The organism is Clostridium sp. AF37-5, from assembly GCF_003477605.1.
Taxonomy (GTDB): Bacteria; Bacillota; Clostridia; order Lachnospirales; family Lachnospiraceae; genus Eubacterium_F.
In genome coordinates, this window is sequence record NZ_QUDR01000008.1 from 85,216 (window position 1) to 104,368 (window position 19,153).

Annotated in this window: 16 protein-coding genes; all 16 read right to left on the bottom strand. The window is 46.0% G+C overall.

Annotated features, from left to right (window positions below; all coding sequences use genetic code 11):
• Positions 1-33 precede the first annotated feature (33 nt).
• The 16 genes from srtB to DW019_RS15440 all read right to left on the bottom strand — a co-directional run bounded on the left by srtB (position 34) and on the right by DW019_RS15440 (position 19,062).
• A complete protein-coding gene (srtB, locus tag DW019_RS07185) occupies positions 34-804 on the bottom strand; it encodes a class B sortase (protein ID WP_015573060.1) in 771 nt (256 codons plus the stop codon).
• Between the two features lie 37 nt (positions 805-841).
• Positions 842-3,175 carry a VirB4-like conjugal transfer ATPase, CD1110 family gene (locus tag DW019_RS07190; protein WP_015573061.1) on the bottom strand — a complete coding sequence of 778 codons (2,334 nt, stop codon included), beginning with the start codon at positions 3,173-3,175 and terminating at the stop codon, positions 842-844.
• Positions 3,168-3,533: a PrgI family protein gene (locus tag DW019_RS07195; RefSeq protein ID WP_015573062.1), complete on the bottom strand. Its 366-nt coding sequence runs from the start codon at positions 3,531-3,533 to the stop codon at positions 3,168-3,170. The genes DW019_RS07190 and DW019_RS07195 overlap by 8 nt, the downstream gene beginning before the upstream one ends.
• Positions 3,533-3,718: a hypothetical protein gene (locus DW019_RS07200; RefSeq protein WP_015573063.1), complete on the bottom strand. Its 186-nt coding sequence runs from the start codon at positions 3,716-3,718 to the stop codon at positions 3,533-3,535. Before DW019_RS07200 ends, DW019_RS07195 begins: the two co-directional genes overlap by 1 nt.
• A gap of 14 nt (positions 3,719-3,732) precedes the next feature.
• Positions 3,733-4,569, bottom strand: coding sequence for a hypothetical protein (locus DW019_RS07205; RefSeq protein ID WP_003525214.1), 837 nt, complete (start codon positions 4,567-4,569; stop codon positions 3,733-3,735).
• A 73-nt stretch (positions 4,570-4,642) separates the two neighbouring features.
• On the bottom strand, positions 4,643-5,002 hold the full coding sequence (locus DW019_RS07210; RefSeq protein ID WP_014635894.1) for a glutamyl-tRNA amidotransferase subunit A: 360 nt from the start codon (positions 5,000-5,002) through the stop codon (positions 4,643-4,645).
• Between the two features lie 14 nt (positions 5,003-5,016).
• A complete protein-coding gene (locus tag DW019_RS07215; RefSeq protein WP_024721685.1) occupies positions 5,017-6,813 on the bottom strand; it encodes a VirD4-like conjugal transfer protein, CD1115 family in 1,797 nt (598 codons plus the stop codon).
• Complete coding sequence (locus DW019_RS07220; protein ID WP_002606285.1) at positions 6,800-7,003, bottom strand: hypothetical protein; 204 nt, start codon at positions 7,001-7,003, stop codon at positions 6,800-6,802. Before DW019_RS07220 ends, DW019_RS07215 begins: the two co-directional genes overlap by 14 nt.
• A gap of 9 nt (positions 7,004-7,012) precedes the next feature.
• Positions 7,013-7,897, bottom strand: coding sequence for a hypothetical protein (locus DW019_RS07225; RefSeq protein WP_015573064.1), 885 nt, complete (start codon positions 7,895-7,897; stop codon positions 7,013-7,015).
• Positions 7,898-7,902: 5 nt separating this feature from the next.
• Positions 7,903-8,697, bottom strand: coding sequence for a PcfB family protein (locus DW019_RS07230; RefSeq protein ID WP_003525219.1), 795 nt, complete (start codon positions 8,695-8,697; stop codon positions 7,903-7,905).
• Positions 8,681-10,051, bottom strand: coding sequence for a relaxase/mobilization nuclease domain-containing protein (locus DW019_RS07235; protein WP_024721688.1), 1,371 nt, complete (start codon positions 10,049-10,051; stop codon positions 8,681-8,683). The genes DW019_RS07230 and DW019_RS07235 overlap by 17 nt, the downstream gene beginning before the upstream one ends.
• Positions 10,042-10,383: a plasmid mobilization relaxosome protein MobC gene (gene mobC / locus DW019_RS07240; RefSeq protein ID WP_024721689.1), complete on the bottom strand. Its 342-nt coding sequence runs from the start codon at positions 10,381-10,383 to the stop codon at positions 10,042-10,044. The genes DW019_RS07235 and mobC overlap by 10 nt, the downstream gene beginning before the upstream one ends.
• A 257-nt stretch (positions 10,384-10,640) precedes the next feature.
• Positions 10,641-11,558, bottom strand: a complete 918-nt coding sequence (locus DW019_RS07250) for a DUF3846 domain-containing protein (RefSeq protein WP_102364678.1) — start codon at positions 11,556-11,558, stop codon at positions 10,641-10,643.
• The gene (locus DW019_RS07255; protein ID WP_024721691.1) at positions 11,555-12,508 is read right to left on the bottom strand and encodes a DUF3991 and TOPRIM domain-containing protein; all 954 of its coding nucleotides are present in this window, start codon (positions 12,506-12,508) and stop codon (positions 11,555-11,557) included. Before DW019_RS07255 ends, DW019_RS07250 begins: the two co-directional genes overlap by 4 nt.
• 16 nt (positions 12,509-12,524) lie before the next feature.
• Positions 12,525-12,917: a hypothetical protein gene (locus tag DW019_RS07260; protein WP_014635901.1), complete on the bottom strand. Its 393-nt coding sequence runs from the start codon at positions 12,915-12,917 to the stop codon at positions 12,525-12,527.
• The gene (locus DW019_RS15440) at positions 12,907-19,062 is read right to left on the bottom strand and encodes an N-6 DNA methylase (RefSeq protein WP_347474411.1); all 6,156 of its coding nucleotides are present in this window, start codon (positions 19,060-19,062) and stop codon (positions 12,907-12,909) included. Before DW019_RS15440 ends, DW019_RS07260 begins: the two co-directional genes overlap by 11 nt.
• Between the last annotated feature and the right edge of the window lie 91 nt (positions 19,063-19,153).

A 19,153-nucleotide genomic window follows, 5' to 3' on the forward strand; every position in this document is an offset into this window, starting at 1 on the left:
CTCCTTCCTATGCAGGCTGAACTACCTGTTGTATTATTCGTTTATTAGCTTCGCCACTACAACAAGTCTGCCGTTTGTCCGGGAATACTCACAGGTGGAAAGGGTCAGGAGCTTGTCGCCGTATTCGGCGGTTATGCCGGTTTCGTAAAGCGACAGTTTCTTGCACTTCTCAACATAGGCAGTGAAATCCTCGGCGGTGTCCGCATTGACGAACTGATAATATTTGAAGCTGTCGGGACTATCCGTATATACTACGGTTTTGAACACGGCAATTACTTCATAGGTCTGTCTATCGGTCAGCGTATCAAAGGATACTGTTTTGTGCTTTTCCCAAAAGCTCTTGTCCTTGAATTTCATAAGACCGGCGAACATAGAGCCGTCGTTCATATGATGACCGTAGATAATGATATTGTCGCTTGGCAGTTCCATATCGCAGTTTTCCTGAACATAAGGACAGCCGTAGTCGGTGTATGCCTTATCAAAGCCGTGCTTCAGATAGAAGTTCGGGTTGTCCTTTGACTGCATAACGGGATAATTGATTTTTGTGTCCTCAACCTTAATCCAGCCGACCATATCGTTATTTTGCAGATAAAGCTCCTGATACTCCGGGATAAAGGTCTTTTCTTCGGAGTAGTTCATCAGCTCTGTGGTTTCTTCAGGCTCGGTCTCCACAACCTCAATCAGATTGTCGTACATCTCAGCCTGCTTTGCAGAGTCGCAATAGTGCTTGATGAGAAAACCTGAACTGACGGCAAATACAATGCTGAAAGCACAGATTATGGCAATATAGATTTTGTTTTTCATAGGTGTTTCCTTTCTCATTTACAGAATAGGGCAAGGGTTATGCACCCTCGCCCGGTTTGGTTGTCATCAGCTTATACAGCTTCGTATTCTTCGGGAACTTATTTGCAAACGGCACAAGCGAACTGCCGACCTTAATCAATCCGTGTCCTGCGTCAACATTCGTGATATACGAAAGCTGGAGGTCAGAAATGTTAAGGAGCTTTGCAAGCTCAATTCTGTCGGTTGACGCCTGATTGAGCATAATCAAAAACTCGCTGTTTGCAAGCATAGTTCTCGCTGTATGGCTCTGCAAAAGGTCGTCCACATTCTGTGTAATGCCGGTGGCATAAGCGCCGTACTTTCTTACACGCTTCCAAAGCGTAAACAGGAAGTTTGCAGAATACTCGTGCTGGAACAGGAGGTAGATTTCATCAATGAAGATAAAGGTCTGCTTACCTTTAGCACGGTTCTGTGTAATACGGTTCAGAATAGAGTCGAGGACGACAAGCATACCGATAGGCATAAGCTGCTTGCCGAGGTCAAGAATGTCATAACAGATAAGTCGGTTATCCGTATCAACATTGGTTGGCTTTGCAAAGGTATTCAAAGAACCGTGAGTAAACAGCTCGATAGCAAGGGCGATTTCCTTTGCTTCCGGCTCGTCCTGTTTCAAAAGCTCCGCACGAAAATCCTGCAAGGTAGGAACAGTACCGGTATATCCTCTCTGCTGATAGTCTCGGTAAACACTTGCCGTACAACGGTCGATGATAGATTTCTGCTTTGCTCCGAGGTTTGTACCGCCGATAAGCTGTTCGCAAAGGGACATAATGAACTCGGATTTCAGGATAACCGGGTTTGCTCCGTCGCCGTATTCCTTGTTCATATCCATCGCATTGATATGGCTCGGAGAAGTAGCGGAAATATTGATTATTTCGCCGCCGAGAGCTTTTACAAGCTGCGAATACTCTCGCTCAGGGTCTATGATAATAACATCTGCATTGGAGGAAAGAATGATATTTTCAATTTCACCCTTTGCCGCAAAGGATTTTCCGCCGCCGGATACGCCGAGAATAAAAGAGTTGCCGTTGAGTAGCTGTCTGCGGTCGGCAATAATCATATTTTTACTGATGACATTCTGACCGTAGTAAATGCCGTTTTCGTGGTAAATGTCCTGAACCCTGAAGGGAATAAAGACCGCAAGGCTTTCTGTGGTAAGGGTTCTGAATGCGTCAATCTTGCGTGTTCCAAAGGGCATAGCCGTATTCAGTCCGTCCATCTGCTGATACTTGAGAACGGCAAACTGGCACAAATGCTTTCTTGCCGTAGTAAGCAGAGCTTCGGTGTCGTTATCAAGCTGTTCTTTGGAGTCCGCAGTATGAACCATAGTGAGTACAGCGAACATCATTCGCTGATCACGAGTGGTAAGGTCATCAAGGAACTCCTTCATTTCCTTTTTCTGCTGTTCCATATCATACGGAACGGTAGCGGAAAAGTTATTGTTCTGATTCTGCTTTCTCTGCCAGTTGGTTATATTCGTCTCAACCCCAAGCAGTCTGCTCTCTGCTTCTCGCACCGCTTCATCGGTAGGAACAGGTACGATGTCAATGGACATCATCAGGTTGCGGTTCAGGTCGGTAAGCTCGGCTACCATACTGTCCTTGATATAGGAAGCGTACTCACGAAGAAAAAGGACTCTCCCGTAACGGTTTCCCATTTTGAAGTAGTCCTTTTCAAATTCCATTGTATCGGGGCAAACATAATCCTTGAAATCGTGTCCCTTCTTTCTCGTTTCCTTAATATTGAAGTGGTAGGCGGTTTCCTCCCCGACACGGAAGAAATCGTGGACAATTCTCAGTCTCTCATCGGTTTCAAGCTCCACACATTTGCTTCCGAGTCTTGCAAAGTGGGCAATCAGGTCAGCACCGACACGGGCAAAATAGGTTCGTGCGTCCTCCACGCTCTTTTTATTGATGGAGATAGTAACATATTTATCCTGAACGATGGCATTTGCCCCGGTTGCCTTGTCGAGAAGCATTTTGTTATATTCCTCTCGGTAAACATCAAGCTCATCGCCGGTTTCGGGGATAAGAATGGTTTTCTCAAAGTCAAGACGGTTAAGCCGTCTGTTGTTGATAGTCAGCTTTGTAGTAGCTCCGCTGTCAAGAGAGTTGAGAAGCTCGGAGTATTCAAGGAACATTGCTTCCTTATCCTCACGGCTCGCTACGGCATAGTTAATATCCGTGAACTTGAAGCTTTTGGAATACTTGTCCTTGCCTACACGGAAAATGCCGTCATCATAAATAGCGGTAATGGGAATACAATCCTGTACGCCCTTTGGTACTACGAACTTTTCTTTGTCCTGCTTTAACAGGTTTGTAAGAGTTTTAATCATTGTTCTTATAAGCCTCCTTCTGTTTTTGTTCGATTGTCGGTTTCATCAATTCGTAATAGGTGTTGGTGGAATGAAAGACCAGCTTTTTCGGCATAAGGAACTCGGACTTTATCCACGCCCATATAAATTTCTCAGCCGTCATTCCGTTGTATTTCACAAAGCCGAGAGCCGCAAAAGGGGCAGCTCCCAAAATGCACACCCACGATACAGTTTCTGTTCCGAGGTACGGTTTTAGGAGGAAGTAAAGTCCTACCGCTACCGCACAGGCGAGGACAGAAAAAATGAACTGTCTGAGCGACAGTCCAAAAAACATTGACTCTGTGTAATTTCGTATCTCTCGGTTAATTTTGACTTCCATCAAAAGCTCCTTTCTCTGCGATATGCTTGTTTTGCGTGACGGATTTCATCAGAGCAGACGCAGGTGTCCGCAAGGCAAATCACATTGCCGTTTTTCTTTCCTCCGTAATACACACAATATTTGCAGTCGCAGTCGGCAGGCGTATAGCCCTGCCATCTATCGTTATTATTCTTGTTTTTCTTCATCAGAGAACCTCCCGTTATAAGCCCATCATTTCACGGATAATTCGGTCGCTCATCTTAACCGCACCGACAAGCACAAGCATATTGAATACCAGTTCGCCGATATATGCCCATACCTGAGTAACGGCTGCTGCGTCAGGGTTCACTACCGGCGGCGTAGAAGCAAATAGGGAGAAGATGATACAAGCAAGTACAATTACTGCTCCCTCAAGCAAAACGGCACAGTAGCTCTTTATAAAGCTCTTACCCACATTCTGCGACGGTTCTCCGGCAAATGTGGAAAGCGGTATCGGAGCGAGAGCAGTGTACATATACAGCTTGAAAAATCGTCCGTACACCGTCATTATCATAATGAACGACAAGACCGTGATAAACAGTCCGCCGATAAGAGTAACCGCCCACAATGGGATACTTTCAAAAAATCCGCAGCTTTCAATGGTTGTTACCATTTCAGCAGGTAAAGTTGTTTGATTGGGCGTACCGAATCCCGCAGATGTCATAATGGTTGAAATCGTACCTTGTACGATGTCGAACAGGGCAAGCATAAGCTCCAGCCCGTAGGTAATCACACCTTTGGCAATGGCAAAGCGGATAAACAGCTTTAATGCGTGTTCCGGTTTCTTTACATCGGTAAAACTTCCGCAGGTGCGAACCACACCGACAACAAAAAACAGAACAAGCAGGGCAAGACCGATAGCCTGAACTGCTCCGTTGATATTCACCATTACCGACCAAATACTGCCGCCTTTGAACTGTTGCGGCGAAGTGGTTAGCAACTGCCATATTTCCGAAAGCTTGCTGTTCCAAGTTTCAAGGGCATTTTCGAGGTTCTGAACTACCCAGTTATCACTCATCTGTTTGCACCTCCTTTAAGATTAGGGGCATACCTGAAATGCCAGGTATGCCCCGTTTGATAACTGTGTTCTCTTAACCGGTAATAAGGGTAAGGATTTCCTTTGCAAAGGTAATGATGATACCGCCTGCAAGAGTCAGGAAACCGTTGGCTCTCTGAGACGGGTCGTGAGACTTCAAAGAGAGACCGACCTGAACGATACCGAAGCCAAGCAGGATAAGACCGATGGCACGGATAAGACCGAAGATGAAATCGGACAGATTGTTGACTACGGTAATCGGGTCGCTGGCGGCAAAAGCGGTAACGCTCATACCGCAAACAAGAGTTGCTGCTGCGATTACGGCGCAGTAAGCACGGAAGCCTTTCTGAACCTTTCCGGTCATAGGCAGCTTCTGAGTAGTTTTCTTTTCGTTGTTCTTCTTAAAAATGTTCATTGTGTTTTCCTCCGTTAAAATAAGTTTTTATTCACTTCAAAATCCTCATCGGACAGAAGTTCGTAATTGGTTTCTCCGTAGCTTTCCTCCGGAAGTTCTTCCGGGTCAATAGAAAGAACGGAAATTGATGAGTGCTTGATGGTCACTTCGCCGTGTTTATATGCAGAAGCCTTTCCATCGGTTGTAAGTGCCACATTCGGGTGCTTCAAGATGTCGTACTTGAAGTCCATAACGGGGCGTTCTCCACGAATAAACAGAATTGCATATTGGTTATCAAGCATACGAACCTCATCAGGAGTAAGAAGCTCTCGACCGCTAATCTGATAATTTGTGGAGTAGTTGCCGCTTCGACCGGTACTTTTTCCGAAAGTGTTGGTATCAATGGTTTCCTTGCCGAGAAGCTCGGACACATATTTGTGGGTGCTTTGCTCGTTGCCGCCGAGATATAAAAACTCGTCGCAGTTACCTACAATGCTTTCCCATTGCTTTTCAAACAAGGCTTTAAGCTGTGCCAAGTTCTGCAAGATAATACTTACCGATACCCCACGGGAACGCATAACCGAAAGAATTTTGTCGAAGTCATCAGGGAGTGAAACATTCGCAAACTCGTCCATCAAAAAATGAACGGGAACGGGAAGCGAGCCGCCGTGAATATGGTCGGCAGCATAAAACAACTGCTGAAAAAGCTGTGTGTAAAGGATAGATACCAAGAAGTTAAAGCTGGAATCGTTATCCGGTATCAAAGCGAACAGAGCGACCTTTTTCTCTCCGAGTGACGGGAGGTCAAGCTCGTCTGTGGTGGTTAAAGAAGCAAGACTTTCAAGGTTGAACTTTTCCAGTCTTGCCGCAAGGGTTATCTGTATGGACTTTAAGGTTTTCGCCGCACCTGAATGATAGGAACGGTAATACTTCAAAGCAATGTGGTCGGGATTCGACATCTCCAATTCCGCAAACAGTTCATCAAGAGGAGAAGGTCTTGTGTCCTCCTCGTCCTCAATCGCACCGGCTCTGAGCATTTCCATTATCATTGCAAAGTTCTGTTCATCTTCGGGTGCTTCATAATGAAGATAAAATACAAGTGCAAGCAAAAGCATTGAAGCCGAGGTATCCCAAAAGGGGTCTTGTGATTGACTTCCTTTCGGAGTGGTACTCTTAAAAAGGTTCGTCACGAGCTTTTGCACATCGTTGTCATTCTGCAAATAGACAAACGGGTTATAGCAATGGCTTTTCTCCATTGAAATCAAATCGAGAACACGGACTTCATAGCCTTTGCTTTCAAGCAGCTTTCCGGTATCTCGGAGAATTTCGCCCTTTGGGTCAAGAATGACAAATGATGTGTTGCACTGCATAAGATTCGGCTTGCAGTAAAACCTTGTCTTACCGGCTCCCGAACCGCCGCACACAAGGGTGTTTAAGTTTCTTCGGTGTTTCTTCGCATTGAGTCCGATACAGACATTTTGCGTCATCAGCTTATTTGCAGAAGCCGGAGACTGTCTGTATTTTTTGTTTACGGCTCTTGCATTGCCCCATTTTGCAGAACCGTGTTCTTCACGCCTTCGGTAATTCTTCTGTGTTGAGAAGTAAATCCCAATACCCATTGCATAGCAGAGAAGCAAAACGAGGACAGTTTTTAGGCTGTCCTCGCATAGCTCAATATGAAATGGTTCGTTGAACGCTGTTAATAGGCTCGGCAGTATTTCCGGCAATCCTCCTTTTACAGAGGGTGCAATCAGAAGTGCCAGCCATACGACCGGGATAATACCGATGACGGAAAGAATAATAGCAGACTGCCTCTCGTTATCTCGATTCACAGGAGCGTTCCTTTTCGATAACTTTGAACTTTTTCTTTGGGGCAGTTCCGACCTTGATGATAAGGTCGTCCACCGCATCGGTAGATTTGCCCTCGTTCATCAAATCTGTTTTCTCGTCGTTGAGAGAACGGATAATAATGCCGTGTTCATAATCGTCCAATGCGATATGATACATTTCTTCCTTCGCCATAGTCTCACCTTATCTTTCGTAGTCTTTGCTTCGTTCCTGCTTTTTCTTGTAAAGCTCATCGGAAACACGGGAGTGAATATCCGCCATTGCGTTTCTCGTTTTGGAAAGCTCATAGCGAATGTCCTTCGGCTCTTTGCCGGCGAGCTTTTCAGGGATACGGTTGATAGCAAAATTCTGTGTATCGACGCCGTACTTTTTGCAAAGCATATAGCCGATACATACTGCCTGAAAGCCCATATCCGCTCTGCTGTAACTGTCGCTGTTGATAGAGAGCTGTGCGTGGCCAAGCTCCTGTGCTACGCACTGAGCGACCGCTACGCTGTCTCCCACATCACGCTTTACATACAAGGTCTGTTCCTCGTTGTTATAAAACGCCGCCATATTGGGATACGGAAGCTCATTTGTTGCTTCCACTTCAACCGGGGAAGAATCCAGCATAACGGTAATGAGTGCTTTCGGGTCACGGTTGACAGTCGGTGCAGGCGGTCTTTTGCCGTTGGTCTGCGAAACATCAAAGACCTTTTTCACATTGTAGGAAATGCCGGTCGTACCGTCTTTCTTTGCATACTCGACAGGTTCAAGAATGGAAATGCTTTTCGCACCTTTCTGAATTTTCACATTATCTTTGCTCCAGTCATCAAAGTTTTTAAGCTGGCTTGCTTCGGGAAGCTGCTTGAAAATCAGAAGTGCGTTGACCGCAGAGTATCTGTCAAGACGGCTCTGCGTATCAAGGAAGGCTTTGAACTTTTCCGGGTCGGAAACAATCGCCTTTGCGGTGTCGTCCGCCATCTGATATACGGCTTCTTTTTCAGCCTTCATCTTCTCGGCATATTCCTCTTTGGAAAGTCGTTTGCTCTGCTGTCCTGCCTTAGCAGGGGTAAAATTGTTTGTCATTGTGATTACCTCTCTTTCACATTTTTGCTTTTAGGTTTCGGCTGCTGGTGTACGGTCTGTGCCGGGGCGTTCTTGACTTCCGGCTTTGATACCTCCGGCTCTTTGCGTTCTGCTTCTTTCTGCTGCTTGGACTGTGCCTTATATCGGTCAAGCTTTGCTTTTACCGACGGCTTTCTCTGTCTGTCGCTTACAGTACCCTTATCAGTTTGCATATCTACCGGCTCGGAGTCGTGCCTTGACGGAGGGTTTTTGTCCGTTTTGGCGACTGTGGGGTTTGACTGGGAATACCCCTCTTTCTGAATAGGTTTTCTGACGGCTTCCTCAGTGATGATTTCGTTTTTGGTTTTCGTCGGCTTGTCTTTCTCCAAAGCTTCACGCTTTTCGACAGCCTTCTGAGACTCGGTGACAATCGCAGCCTTATCAACTTTACCGAGTTCAAATCTCTCAACGATTCTCTGAATTTTGGAAGCGTCCTCTGCACGGGCAATAATATCAATCGGGACATTATCGCCCTTTGTGTTTTTATCCCTGAGTACGCAGTAGAGAACGCCGTAGCGTTTTGCCTGCTCGGTAAACTTCTTCAAGTCCTTGTTGGGGATAGAAAACACCTTCAGCTCCTTGCCCGACTTAATCATATTAGTAAGTCGAGCCTTGCCTTTTGTTTTCTGTTCCTGTTTGAGAACAGAGACTAAAAGAACGGCAATATTCTTTGCTGCCGCTCCGCTTAATTTTGCGGCTACTTCAAAGCCTTCAAGCGATAGCCTGACGACCTGTTCTGCCGCATCACCTCCGTTTGTCATTACGGTTCTGCTCCTTTCGTTCTTGTTTTTCTTCGTAAACTCTTACCGTTTCAAGGTTGGCTTCAATAACCTTTGACCTTTCGGCTATGTCATCACAAAGACCGACCTCTTTGCGGAGAGTCCACAGCTTGCTCGTGATTGCCGTAATCTGCTCTTTGACATTTGATAGCTCATCGTCACTCAAATTTCTTCTTAACTGTTTTCGCAGGTGCGTTCTATCGTCAGTCAAGGATTTGATTTGCGACAACACGGACTCTTTATATGAGAAAAGCTGCTCGTCGGTAGAAATGTTCTCCCGTCCAAGCAGCCTTGTCTCCTGAGTGATTTTGTCGAGCTTCAGCAAATCTTCTTTCAAAAGATAGTGAAGCCTTGCGGTATTCTGTTTTTTGTACTTCGGCAGATAACCCAGCTTATAGCAGTAATGCAGATACAGCCCATACAGTCCGCCGACCTTTTTGACTTTGTGTTCTCTTGTGGGCATTCGGTACTGCCTGACTCTTACCGTTTCCTTTGCAAAAGGAACGATAAGAACCTTTTGATTTTCCGTCAGCCTACGCTTGATTGCGTCCTCGGTATAATTCTCTCCGAGTGATTTAAGTCGTATCGGCTTCTTGTATCCTTTCGGGACAATCGTCCAATACTTTCGACTGTCGCTGAGACAATGTTCATAGCCCATCTGAGTCAGGATATAATCAAAGGTCTTTAAGTTGGTGCTGTGTGCAATCGCTTCATCAATGGCGTCACGGGTCATTGAATATCGGCTCGGCATACCGGCTTGTTCCTGCTTGTAGTAATAAGAGGATTGCTTACTGCGGTTTGGGTTCGGATTGTAATACAGTCCGTACTTTTCACAAAGGCAGTCGGCAACCAAACGAAACTTGAACCACGCTTTTTCGTCGCCCCATAACCGCTTGCCGTCCACAAAGGAAACGGAGTTTATTACATAATGACAGTGCAGGTGTTTCGTGTTCAGATGAGTAGTAACCACCACCTGAAATCTTTTGCCCCACACTTCGTTTGCAAATTCCATTCCGATTTTCTGTGCAAGCTCCGGGGATATGTCCTGTTCCTTAAAGCTCAGGTATCCGTGATAGGCTTGAATGCCGTCGTCTTTGCCGTATGCTTTTTTTACAGATATAAACTGGTCTCTTGCGGTCGCAGGGTTGCAGTTGATACCCTCTACGAAAAACTCACGCTCGGTTTTTTCTTCGTCCTTTGCATAGCTGAGAACATCACGGAGAGCCTGATACTGTTCCTCGGTGTAAATGTCTGCCGCCGTCTTTTCGGGATTGGCGGCATAGTCGATTACCTGACCGAGCCTTGATGTGACCGACCACAATTTACTTACTGCCATTTCATATCGCTCTTATCGGGTCTTAAAAAAGTACGCTCCACATCAGCCTGAAACTTGTGCCAACGCTCGGCTTCCTTTTTGAGCTGCGGTGCGTCCACAAATCCGAGGGTGTTTGCTTTCGCCGCAAGCTGATTGATGTTGTTGCCGATAGCGGAAAGCTCACGCATAACATCGTAAAATCTTTCATCGGGCTTTTCTCTCGGCTCGTATCCTCTGAGAAGCAAACGGATAAGTCCGCCTTCGGAAAGACACGCCCGCTTTGCTTTTTTCTGCAAATCCTGAGCTTCTGCCTTGTTCATCAGAATGTGCTTTTCAATGTTTCTCTTGCTCATTTTTATCGCTGTCCTTTCTGTAAATATAGTGTCTGTCCCGGTTTATCTGAAACAGGCACATTGTTGTTACTCCGAAAAAGCCGCCGATGAGTAACCCGGCGGCGACCAATACTATCTCCCGCAAAGCTTATGCTCCTTTCTTGCTTGGGGTATTAGGGGCAACCCCTAACGAGTGTACCGTTTTGGACATTCCTGTCCATAAATGGTCTGCTCGCTAAGATTATGCAGACACTCAGGGTTGCCCCATAGATTGACTCTTATCTCTCCATATCCTTTGAGACAGGCTTATACGGCTTTGCTTCAATACCGTCCAAGGACTTATAAAATCTCTCCGGGTATTTGAACTTTTCCTCGTACTTACGAGCCAGTTCTTTCGGCATACTGAGGAACTTTTCCGACTCAATCGGTGCGTATGCAATGAAGAACTTGCCGGCAATAATGTCGAGCATTTCACGGTTGCTGTCGTCTTTCACATAACATTTTTCAATCTTCCAACCATCCTTGCCGCCGTGTTCATCAGCCATATACGCTTCCAGTCGCACACATTTATCCGAGCCGTCAAGGGAAGAAGCATAGATAGAATATCCTCCCATACCCTCAATGAAAGCCTTATTGTTACTGCTGACAACATAGGTTCTTTGTTCCTCTGTGTAAGGCTTGTCAAAGCTGTCATCCGTAAAAACAATATATCCGGTCGTGTGGTTTCTTTCTTTTTCTGCCTGCCGGAAATGAGCTTTCAACTGCGGATAACTCATCTCAACATTCTCAGGCTCGGAATAAACTGCCCTGTTCAACGGCAAGCCGTTCATCTTTCCTTCATCGTTGCAGATGATGGCAACTTCGTCCTCAAAGGGCATATATTCTTCAATATCTCCCTCCACAAGAGACTGCATTGCTTCAAGCGTATCCTCGATTTCAATGAGCTTCGGATACCTGCCCGGCTCAACAAGAATGACGGAAATCTTCTCAGGTGCTTCTACCTTTTCAAAGGTATCCTCGTTAATATTCAAGGCGAGGGAGCTTCCGTTTTCCCAACTCATATGAATCTGTCCGGCGTCGTCAACGAATTTAACCGTTCCTTTCAGACCGTAGGGCATTTGACTTTCGCCAGCCATTTCAGTGAGTACAATCTGCGTTCCCTCCGGGTACATTTCTCTGATTTCTTTTAGTTTCATCGTGCAAAACTCCTTTCGGTTTTATCTTTTATTCCCAAGCGTTTACAAAGAAAGTCGTTGACATCTTTCCCATATTGGGGAGGGTCGTCAACGACTTCATACTTATCTGAAAGAATCGTCTGCAACGCTTTGGTCGCTTTTCTTCCGGCAATATCATTGTCCAAATGAAGAACAATTCGCCTGATTGTTTTGTCCTTTTCAAGCAGCCTGCCGAGTGTAACAGGCACTTTCGAGTCCTCGATTTTCTGCTTTGGGGAATACACTCCCGCAAGAGAAACAAGGTTAAACTGTCGCCAGTCTTTGCCCTCCAGCTTCATCAAAGTTGCATAGGAAAGCAGGTCAATGGCACACTCAAAAAGATGAACCTCTCCGGTGTTCTCGGCAGTCAGGCGGAAAGAATATTGCTTTTTGCTTCCGGTGCAGTCGCCCATAATTCTTGATTGATTTGTTGCTCTGTATGCGGCGTATTTAGGTTCTTTGTTCTCGTCATAGCCGATAAAAACAGCATTATGATATGGGAGCGACTCGATGATTAGCTTCTGTTCCAAGCAGTAGTTGATAATTTCATAATCAATCCCACGCCCGAAAAGATAATCAAATACCACATCGGTAGTGGGGCTTTTTTCAGGCAGAAGCAAAGGCTGGTTCTCATAACTTTTGATGTTTTCACAAGTCGGAAAGCTGACTGAACCGTTTCCCATAATGGTCTGAACCGCCTCCACAAAATCCATTCCACGGACTTTGATAAGGTAATCGAGGGCAGATTTGCCCCCGATACCTCTCGACCACCACATCCATTTGCCGTTGGAAATCTTCAAGCTGTCGTGGGTTCTTGTGGTGTAGGTGTTACTTGAAAATTTAACAAGCTCGCCCGGTTCATACTCTCTAAGATAGGTTAATAAATCCATTCGTTTGGCTTCGGTTATGACTTCCGGTGCAATATACGGCATAATTATCACCGCCGTTCTACATCAGCAAATCGGCAACCGCTTTCTGTATCGGTTCGTTGATACTGAGCTTTGCAATGATAATGAGTATCTTATCAACAGGGCAGCCGATGTCATTCCAAACAGTCCAAGCACCTCCCGCAAGGTCGTCGTTTTCATACAAAGCAATGATTTCTTCCGGCGAAAACACCGTTTCAATGCTCTGTCGAACCAACTCTCCGTAGAAAGAAAGCTTTGCATTTCTAAGGGCAAATTCTGCTTCCTTTGCGGGCGGTTTGCTTCTTTTCAATTCGAGATATGCTTTATCAAGTCTCCTGACCACAACCATCATCATTGCGTCAAAAGGGTTAATGATTGCTTTTCTGCAAGGGCAGTTTTCTCTTTCCTTATCGGGTGTCATTTTATCGTTCATAGGTTTTCTCCTTTCGTGTGTTCGGCACTTCGCCCTCATCGGGTTCGCCGCCGACAATTTCGTTTTCTCGCTTATCCATATTGAGCAAGATATTCAGCTCGTCCAAGCGGGCAAGCTTTGTCTTTAGTTCTTCCTCTTGGATAAACGGTTTTTGGACTTCTTTCTTTGCGGTTTCCAACTGATTTGTGGTGTTCTCAAGGTCATTTTCCGCAAGCGACAAGCTCTCGGCAAATCTCTCAATGCCGTTATCAAGACGGATAATATTGCCGTGTGCGTCATCACCGAGAGGAACATTTCTGCTTGTCGCACCTTTCAGTCGAACCTCATAATTTCGCTCTGCGGTATTAAAAAGCAGTTCCGTTTCAAACCCTCGGTACTTGCCGAGAGGAATAGGGTCGGGGCTGTTCATCTGCTTGCAGGCTTCAATGATTGCTTTACCGGCGTCGGCTTTTTCGGAATAAAAAACACCCTTAACCTCCATACCGACAAATCGGTCGTCCGTTGGTTTCGGGTGCTGTTTCGCAGTTTCTACATCTTGCTTCAATCCTTCAATACGGTTTTCCAAAGCTGTAATTCGCTGCGGATAATATTTGATTATCTTATCTTCCAAAGCGTATTTTTCAGATAGAAAGTTGGATTTTAAGAGCTTCAGCTTTTGAACTTGAATGTCCAAATCCATCTTCTCCTTAATATACGGGTTGCCGGTGGCAAGCATTTTAATCTCTGCATAGGAAAGGGCGGTTTCATCAATATCCTCGGCAGAACGCACCGGGGATTTGCTCGTCATAATCTGACTGGCGAACTTTTGCTTTCCCTCTACAAGCTGATAGAGATATGCGTCAAAGGTCTGCTCCGTTACATAGCGGTAAATATCTACATCAGGATTTGAGTTACCCTGACGGATAATTCGACCGGAACGCTGCTCCAAGTCTGACGGTCTCCACGGGCAATCCACATCGTGAAGTGCGATAAGTCTGTCCTGAACATTCGTGCCGGCTCCCATCTTTTGCGTAGAGCCGAGAAGCACTCTGACCTCGCCTTTACGGGTCTTTTGGAACAGTTCTTTTTTCTTCACATCGGTATCTGCTTCGTGGATAAAGCGGACTTCGCTTTCGGGGACACCACGCTCTATGAGCTTCTTTCTGATGTCGTTATATACCGAGAATGTTCCGTCATTCTTTGGAGTTGAGAGGTCGCAGAACACAAGCTGTGCCGATTTTTTATCGGCTGTTTCCTCCCAAATACGGTAGATGTTATCGACGCAGGCGTTGATTTTACTGCCCTCAAAATCAGGCAGCATATCGTTAAGCATACGCTGGTCAAGTGCTAACTTCCTGCCGTCGTTTGTAATTTTAAGCATATTATCTACACTCGAATCTACACCGCCGCCACGGACTTTCTCGGCTCGTTCCGCAAGGGAAGCAACCATCTCTTTCTGCATTTCCGAAGGCTTGACCGCAACATTGTGGAAGTGTGCTTCCGGCACAGGCAGTTCCAGCATATCCGCCGTCTTGATGTCGGCGACCTCCTTAAACATCGCCATAAGCTCCGGTAGGTTGTAGAATTTCGCAAAGCGGGTTTTCGCTCTGTAACCCGTTCCCTCCGGGGTAAGCTCAACGGCTGTTACAGTCTCTCCAAAGGTACTTGCCCACGAGTCGAAGTGCTGCAAGTTGTTTTTGACAAGCGTGTTGTACTGCAAGTATCGCTGAATGGTATATAGCTCCACCATACTGTTTGAGATAGGAGTACCGGTTGCAAATACCGTTCCTCGACCGCCTGTAAGCTCGTCAAGGTATCGGCACTTCATAAACAGGTCGGAGGATTTCTGTGCTTCCGTTTGAGCGATACCGCCCACATTACGCATTTTGGTGTAAAGATAGAGGTTCTTGTAATAATGACTCTCGTCAATAAAAAGCCTGTCCACACCGAGTTCTTCAAAGGTAACAACATCGTCCTTTCGGCTTTGGTCGTTGAGCTTTTCCAGCTTTTGTTTCACGGACTTTTTAGACTTTTCAAGCTGTTTAATGGAGAAGTTTTCTCCACGGTTTCGCTTCAAATCCATAATACCGTCTGTCAGTTCTTCAAGCTGCTGCTCAAGAATTGCCCTCTGTCTTTCAATGGACATCGGGATTTTCTCAAACTGAGAATGACCGATGATTACGGCGTCATAATCTCCCGTGGCAATTCGACCGCAGAACTTTTTGCGGTTCTTTGTCTCAAAATCTCGCTTTGTCGCTACGAGAATATTCGCCGCCGGATAGAGTTGTAAGAACTCCGCCGCCCATTGCTCGGTTAAGTGATTTGGCACTACGAACAGCGACTTATTGCAAAGTCCCAGTCGTTTGGACTCCATAGCGGCGGCTACCATTTCAAAGGTCTTGCCCGCACCGACTGCGTGTGCTAACAGCGTATTACCGCCGTACAGAATGTGTGCAACCGCATTTTTCTGATGTTCACGGAGTTCGATTTCCGGGTTCATACCGTTGAAAACAATGTGGCTTCCGTCGTACTCACGGGGTCTTATACTGTTGAACTTTTCGTTATACATCTTCGTGAGTTTTTCTCGGCGGGCAGGGTCAGCCCATATCCAGTCCTGAAAGCCCTGCTTTATGAGTTCCTGCTTTGCCTGTGCGATTGCCGTCTCTTTTTTATTGAGAACGGCTTTCTTTCTGCCTTCCTCATCTTCGATATAGTCAAAGATTCGGACATCTTTCAGGTTCAGTGTTTCCTCAATTATCTTATATGCGTTGATGCGGGAAGTACCGTATGTGCTGTACGCTTTTACATTGGAACGGTCGTAGCTCTTTCCCTCAATGTTCCATTCGCCGGTAAACTGAGAGTAGTGAACCTTGATATTCCATTGTGCATAGCGTGGGGTGTCGAGAAACTCAAACATAAACTGTTGGAATATTTCGGGCGGTATCCAAGTCGCACCGAGCCTTACGGAAATCTCGCTTGCCGTCAAATCCTTTGGCTGCACCTTTTCAAGTGCCTGCACATTGACGGTGTAATCTTCGGGATACAGTGCCGCAGACCTTTTGGCTGTCGCCAGCTTCTCACGAACATTGCCCGACAGATATTCGTCTGCCATCAGATACTTCGGCTCATAGGAATTACCGTACTCATAAAGGGGATTTAAGAAGATTACACCCTTTAAGTCAGCGAATAATTCCTCCTCACTTTTGCCGGACAACTCCATCATATATTCCATATCAATGGCTGCTTTTTCGCCCATAGAGACAGCGAGAGCCTCGTCTGCGGTGTCAACCTCCGTTACCGGCTTGTGCGGTTTAATCGTCCTTTTGAAGAACATATCCGCCTTGCGTTCCAGTTCGCCATCTTCATTGATAACCTCAAGAGCGGAGAGCAGAGCATAGGAGCTGTCGTCGGAAAAGGCAGAAGTATTGGCACGGCTGTTAATCAGTCCGTACTTCTTTGTAAAGCTGTCATACAGTGTGTTCAGCTTATCCTGTGCCTGTTTGATTTCGCTGTCCGGGTAATCCTCGGTTTGCAGTTCAATCAAGTTACGGACGCAATCTCTTATCCCAATCATACCCTTAATGCGGTTCTCAGCGGTTGCAGATACCTCCACCGGGGACATACGGGAGTTCTCACGGAAATAGATTTTATCGTCTAAAACAGTGTAAGAGAAGTTCCTTACCATAGGGTCTGCCGGGATAGAATTATCTTCTTCCTCCAGTTCGTCGGCAACCTCGTATTCGGAGATTTCTCCGTGAATGTTTGAGACTGCTTCGTTCAAAAGCTCCGAAAGGTCGGCATTTTCAAACGGTTCACAGGTTGCTTCCGGTCCGAAGCGACCGCTTACCATTTTCATTTCGCCGAGTATCATTTCCGGGTGCTGAACAAAATATGAGTTCATCCTTATACCGTTTTCGTCGGTGTCAAGATGAACCCAATCCGGCTCAATATCTATGAGTCTGTCTCGCTTTTGCAGAAACAGAATATCGGATACGACCTCTGTCCCGGCATTACCTTTGAAGGTGTCGTTCGGAAGTCTGATTGCTCCGAGAAGCTCCGCCCTCTGTGCGATATATTTACGCACATTGGAGTTTTCCTTGTCCATAGTTCCTTTGCTTGTCACAAGAGCCATCACACCGCCGGGGCGTAACTTATCAAGCGATTTTGCAAAGAAATAATCGTGGATTAAGAAATTGTACTTGTCGTATCGTTTATCGGAGACTTTGAAATCTCCGAAAGGCACATTGCCGATAATGCCGTCAAAGAAGCTGTCGGGGACATTTACTTCCTCAAAGCCCTGTGCCGCAATGGAAGATTTCTGATAAAGCTGCTGAGCGATACCGGCTGAAATGGTATCAAGCTCAACACCGTAAACCTTTGCGTTTTCCATTGACTTGGGCAGCATACCGATGAAATTACCGATACCGCAGGACGGCTCAAGCAGGTTGCCCTCCTGAAATCCCATCTGTTCCAACACCTTGTAAATGGCGGTAGATACTTCGGGCGGAGTGTAAAATGCAGTCAGTGTGCTTTCTCTTGCCGACGCATATTCCTCCGGCGTCAGGATGTTTTTCAGCATTGCATACTCTGTATGCCAAGCTCCTGCTCGTTCGTCGAAGGCTTCGGGAATACCGCCCCAACCGACATATCTCGACAAGATTTTCTGCTCGTCAGGTGTTGCAAAACGGTTTTCGTTTTGACAATCTCTCAGGACTTTTATTGCTGCATAGTTTCGGTGGAAGCGTTCTTTCTTGTTCACTTCTTCAACCTGATTATTGGCAAGGTCAAAGTTGTGTCGTTCGGACATAGGAATATCCGGGTGGAGGTCAAAGCTCTTTACTTTTGACTTTTTCTTTTGCTCCCAAGCGGGGACAATCGGTTCAGGCTCTTTGTCGTAACCGTTGCCGATACGAACACCCTCGTTATACATTTCCTCATCGCTGTCAAAACCGTTTTGAGTAGCAACGATTTCTCTGTAATCCTCAATCGGTACATTCCCGATATTTGTTGCCACCATATCAGCTCTTTCAGTGTTTTCAATAAGAGCTTCCATTGTGGCAGAGGTACAGTCGGTCAAATCCGGTGTCCTGTGAAATTCTCGGTCTGCGTCCACAAACCATTCCGTACCTACATCGGCAAGCTCCTGATTTGCAATGCTACCGAGATAATCAAAGAAATCCTCTGCCGAGTCATACTCCCGTGCGACTTGCTGTATCTCGTCAAAAGAAAGAGTATTTGTAACATACTGACCTCCGGCATTGCTGTCGGGGTTATAGTACATCCAAGTTACACTTTCATTGTCCCGGTCAATAAAGAAGGCGTCGTCATAACCGGTTTTCGGACTGAAATCCGGTACGGTTTCAGTATCGTTTTGAGCTTTATTTTCGCCTGTAACGGTTTTTTCTTCCGCCGGTAATACACTGACCTTCAAGTGGTCGTTCATCGGATTTTCACGCACTTTGCGGTCAAATTCTTCCCTTGAAAGTTCCTTGTTGAATAAGGGCATATCGAAGTCATAGAGCATTACACGGTTTTCATCAAAGGACAAAATCTCATACTGAGAAGCCCCAATATACACGCTGTCGCCGAGATGATATTCATACTGCGCTTCCGGCTCGTCCTCTTTGTTTTCAGGTTCAGGCGGTGCGGTAGAAAGTATCTCACGGTTTTTTCTCTGCTCTGCAAGCTCGGCTCGCCGTTCTTCCTGCTTTTCAAGCCATTCAGGGTACTTTTCTTTTTCCTTTGGGTTTAGGTATCTGTCCATACGGATAAGGTCTCCGATACGCTTTTCCACCTGAGACCAAGAAAGAGTAATGTGCGGCTTGTCGCTTCCGATACCTTTTGAAATTGTGATACCTTTTCCGTCGTGCTGTTCGTCAATGCCTGCACCGATGATGACCGGATAAGAGCCGCCCCAACCGTATTCGTTTTTCAAGAAGTCGGCGTTCTCTTTTGCGGAAATGCTCTTTTCAAACTGCTCATAGATACGCATTTTACCCTCGGAAACTCCGCTTCCACGGGTCAATACAGCGTCTATGATTTCCTGAGAAAAAGTAAAGGCAGAGGTTTTTTGTTCCTCTGCCTGATTTCCCATAATGAGAGTCAACTGACCGTCCATAGACGGAATCGGTTTCATTGTATCGGTCAATTCTCCCAAAAGTCTCATTGCTTCAAAATGCTGTGCGATAACGCCCCAGTCGTAGAAACTCTGAGCGGTTCTGTTTTCGTATTCACCCTCCCACAAGTGGAGGACATTC

What these genes read in the sequence shown, in the direction of transcription:
- DW019_RS07205 (WP_003525214.1), bottom strand. Translation starts at nt 4,569, where the DNA reads ATGAGTGATAACTGGGTAGTTCAGAACCTCGAAAATGCCCTTGAAACT.
- DW019_RS07200 (WP_015573063.1), bottom strand. Translation starts at nt 3,718, where the DNA reads ATGAAGAAAAACAAGAATAATAACGATAGATGGCAGGGCTATACGCCT.
- srtB (WP_015573060.1), bottom strand. Translation starts at nt 804, where the DNA reads ATGAAAAACAAAATCTATATTGCCATAATCTGTGCTTTCAGCATTGTA.
- DW019_RS07210 (WP_014635894.1), bottom strand. Translation starts at nt 5,002, where the DNA reads ATGAACATTTTTAAGAAGAACAACGAAAAGAAAACTACTCAGAAGCTG.
- DW019_RS15440 (WP_347474411.1), bottom strand. Translation starts at nt 19,062, where the DNA reads ATGAGACTTTTGGGAGAATTGACCGATACAATGAAACCGATTCCGTCT.
- mobC (WP_024721689.1), bottom strand. Translation starts at nt 10,383, where the DNA reads ATGAGCAAGAGAAACATTGAAAAGCACATTCTGATGAACAAGGCAGAA.
- DW019_RS07235 (WP_024721688.1), bottom strand. Translation starts at nt 10,051, where the DNA reads ATGGCAGTAAGTAAATTGTGGTCGGTCACATCAAGGCTCGGTCAGGTA.
- DW019_RS07190 (WP_015573061.1), bottom strand. Translation starts at nt 3,175, where the DNA reads ATGATTAAAACTCTTACAAACCTGTTAAAGCAGGACAAAGAAAAGTTC.
- DW019_RS07230 (WP_003525219.1), bottom strand. Translation starts at nt 8,697, where the DNA reads ATGACAAACGGAGGTGATGCGGCAGAACAGGTCGTCAGGCTATCGCTT.
- DW019_RS07260 (WP_014635901.1), bottom strand. Translation starts at nt 12,917, where the DNA reads ATGAACGATAAAATGACACCCGATAAGGAAAGAGAAAACTGCCCTTGC.
- DW019_RS07225 (WP_015573064.1), bottom strand. Translation starts at nt 7,897, where the DNA reads ATGACAAACAATTTTACCCCTGCTAAGGCAGGACAGCAGAGCAAACGA.
- DW019_RS07250 (WP_102364678.1), bottom strand. Translation starts at nt 11,558, where the DNA reads ATGAAACTAAAAGAAATCAGAGAAATGTACCCGGAGGGAACGCAGATT.
- DW019_RS07255 (WP_024721691.1), bottom strand. Translation starts at nt 12,508, where the DNA reads ATGCCGTATATTGCACCGGAAGTCATAACCGAAGCCAAACGAATGGAT.
- DW019_RS07195 (WP_015573062.1), bottom strand. Translation starts at nt 3,533, where the DNA reads ATGGAAGTCAAAATTAACCGAGAGATACGAAATTACACAGAGTCAATG.
- DW019_RS07220 (WP_002606285.1), bottom strand. Translation starts at nt 7,003, where the DNA reads ATGGCGAAGGAAGAAATGTATCATATCGCATTGGACGATTATGAACAC.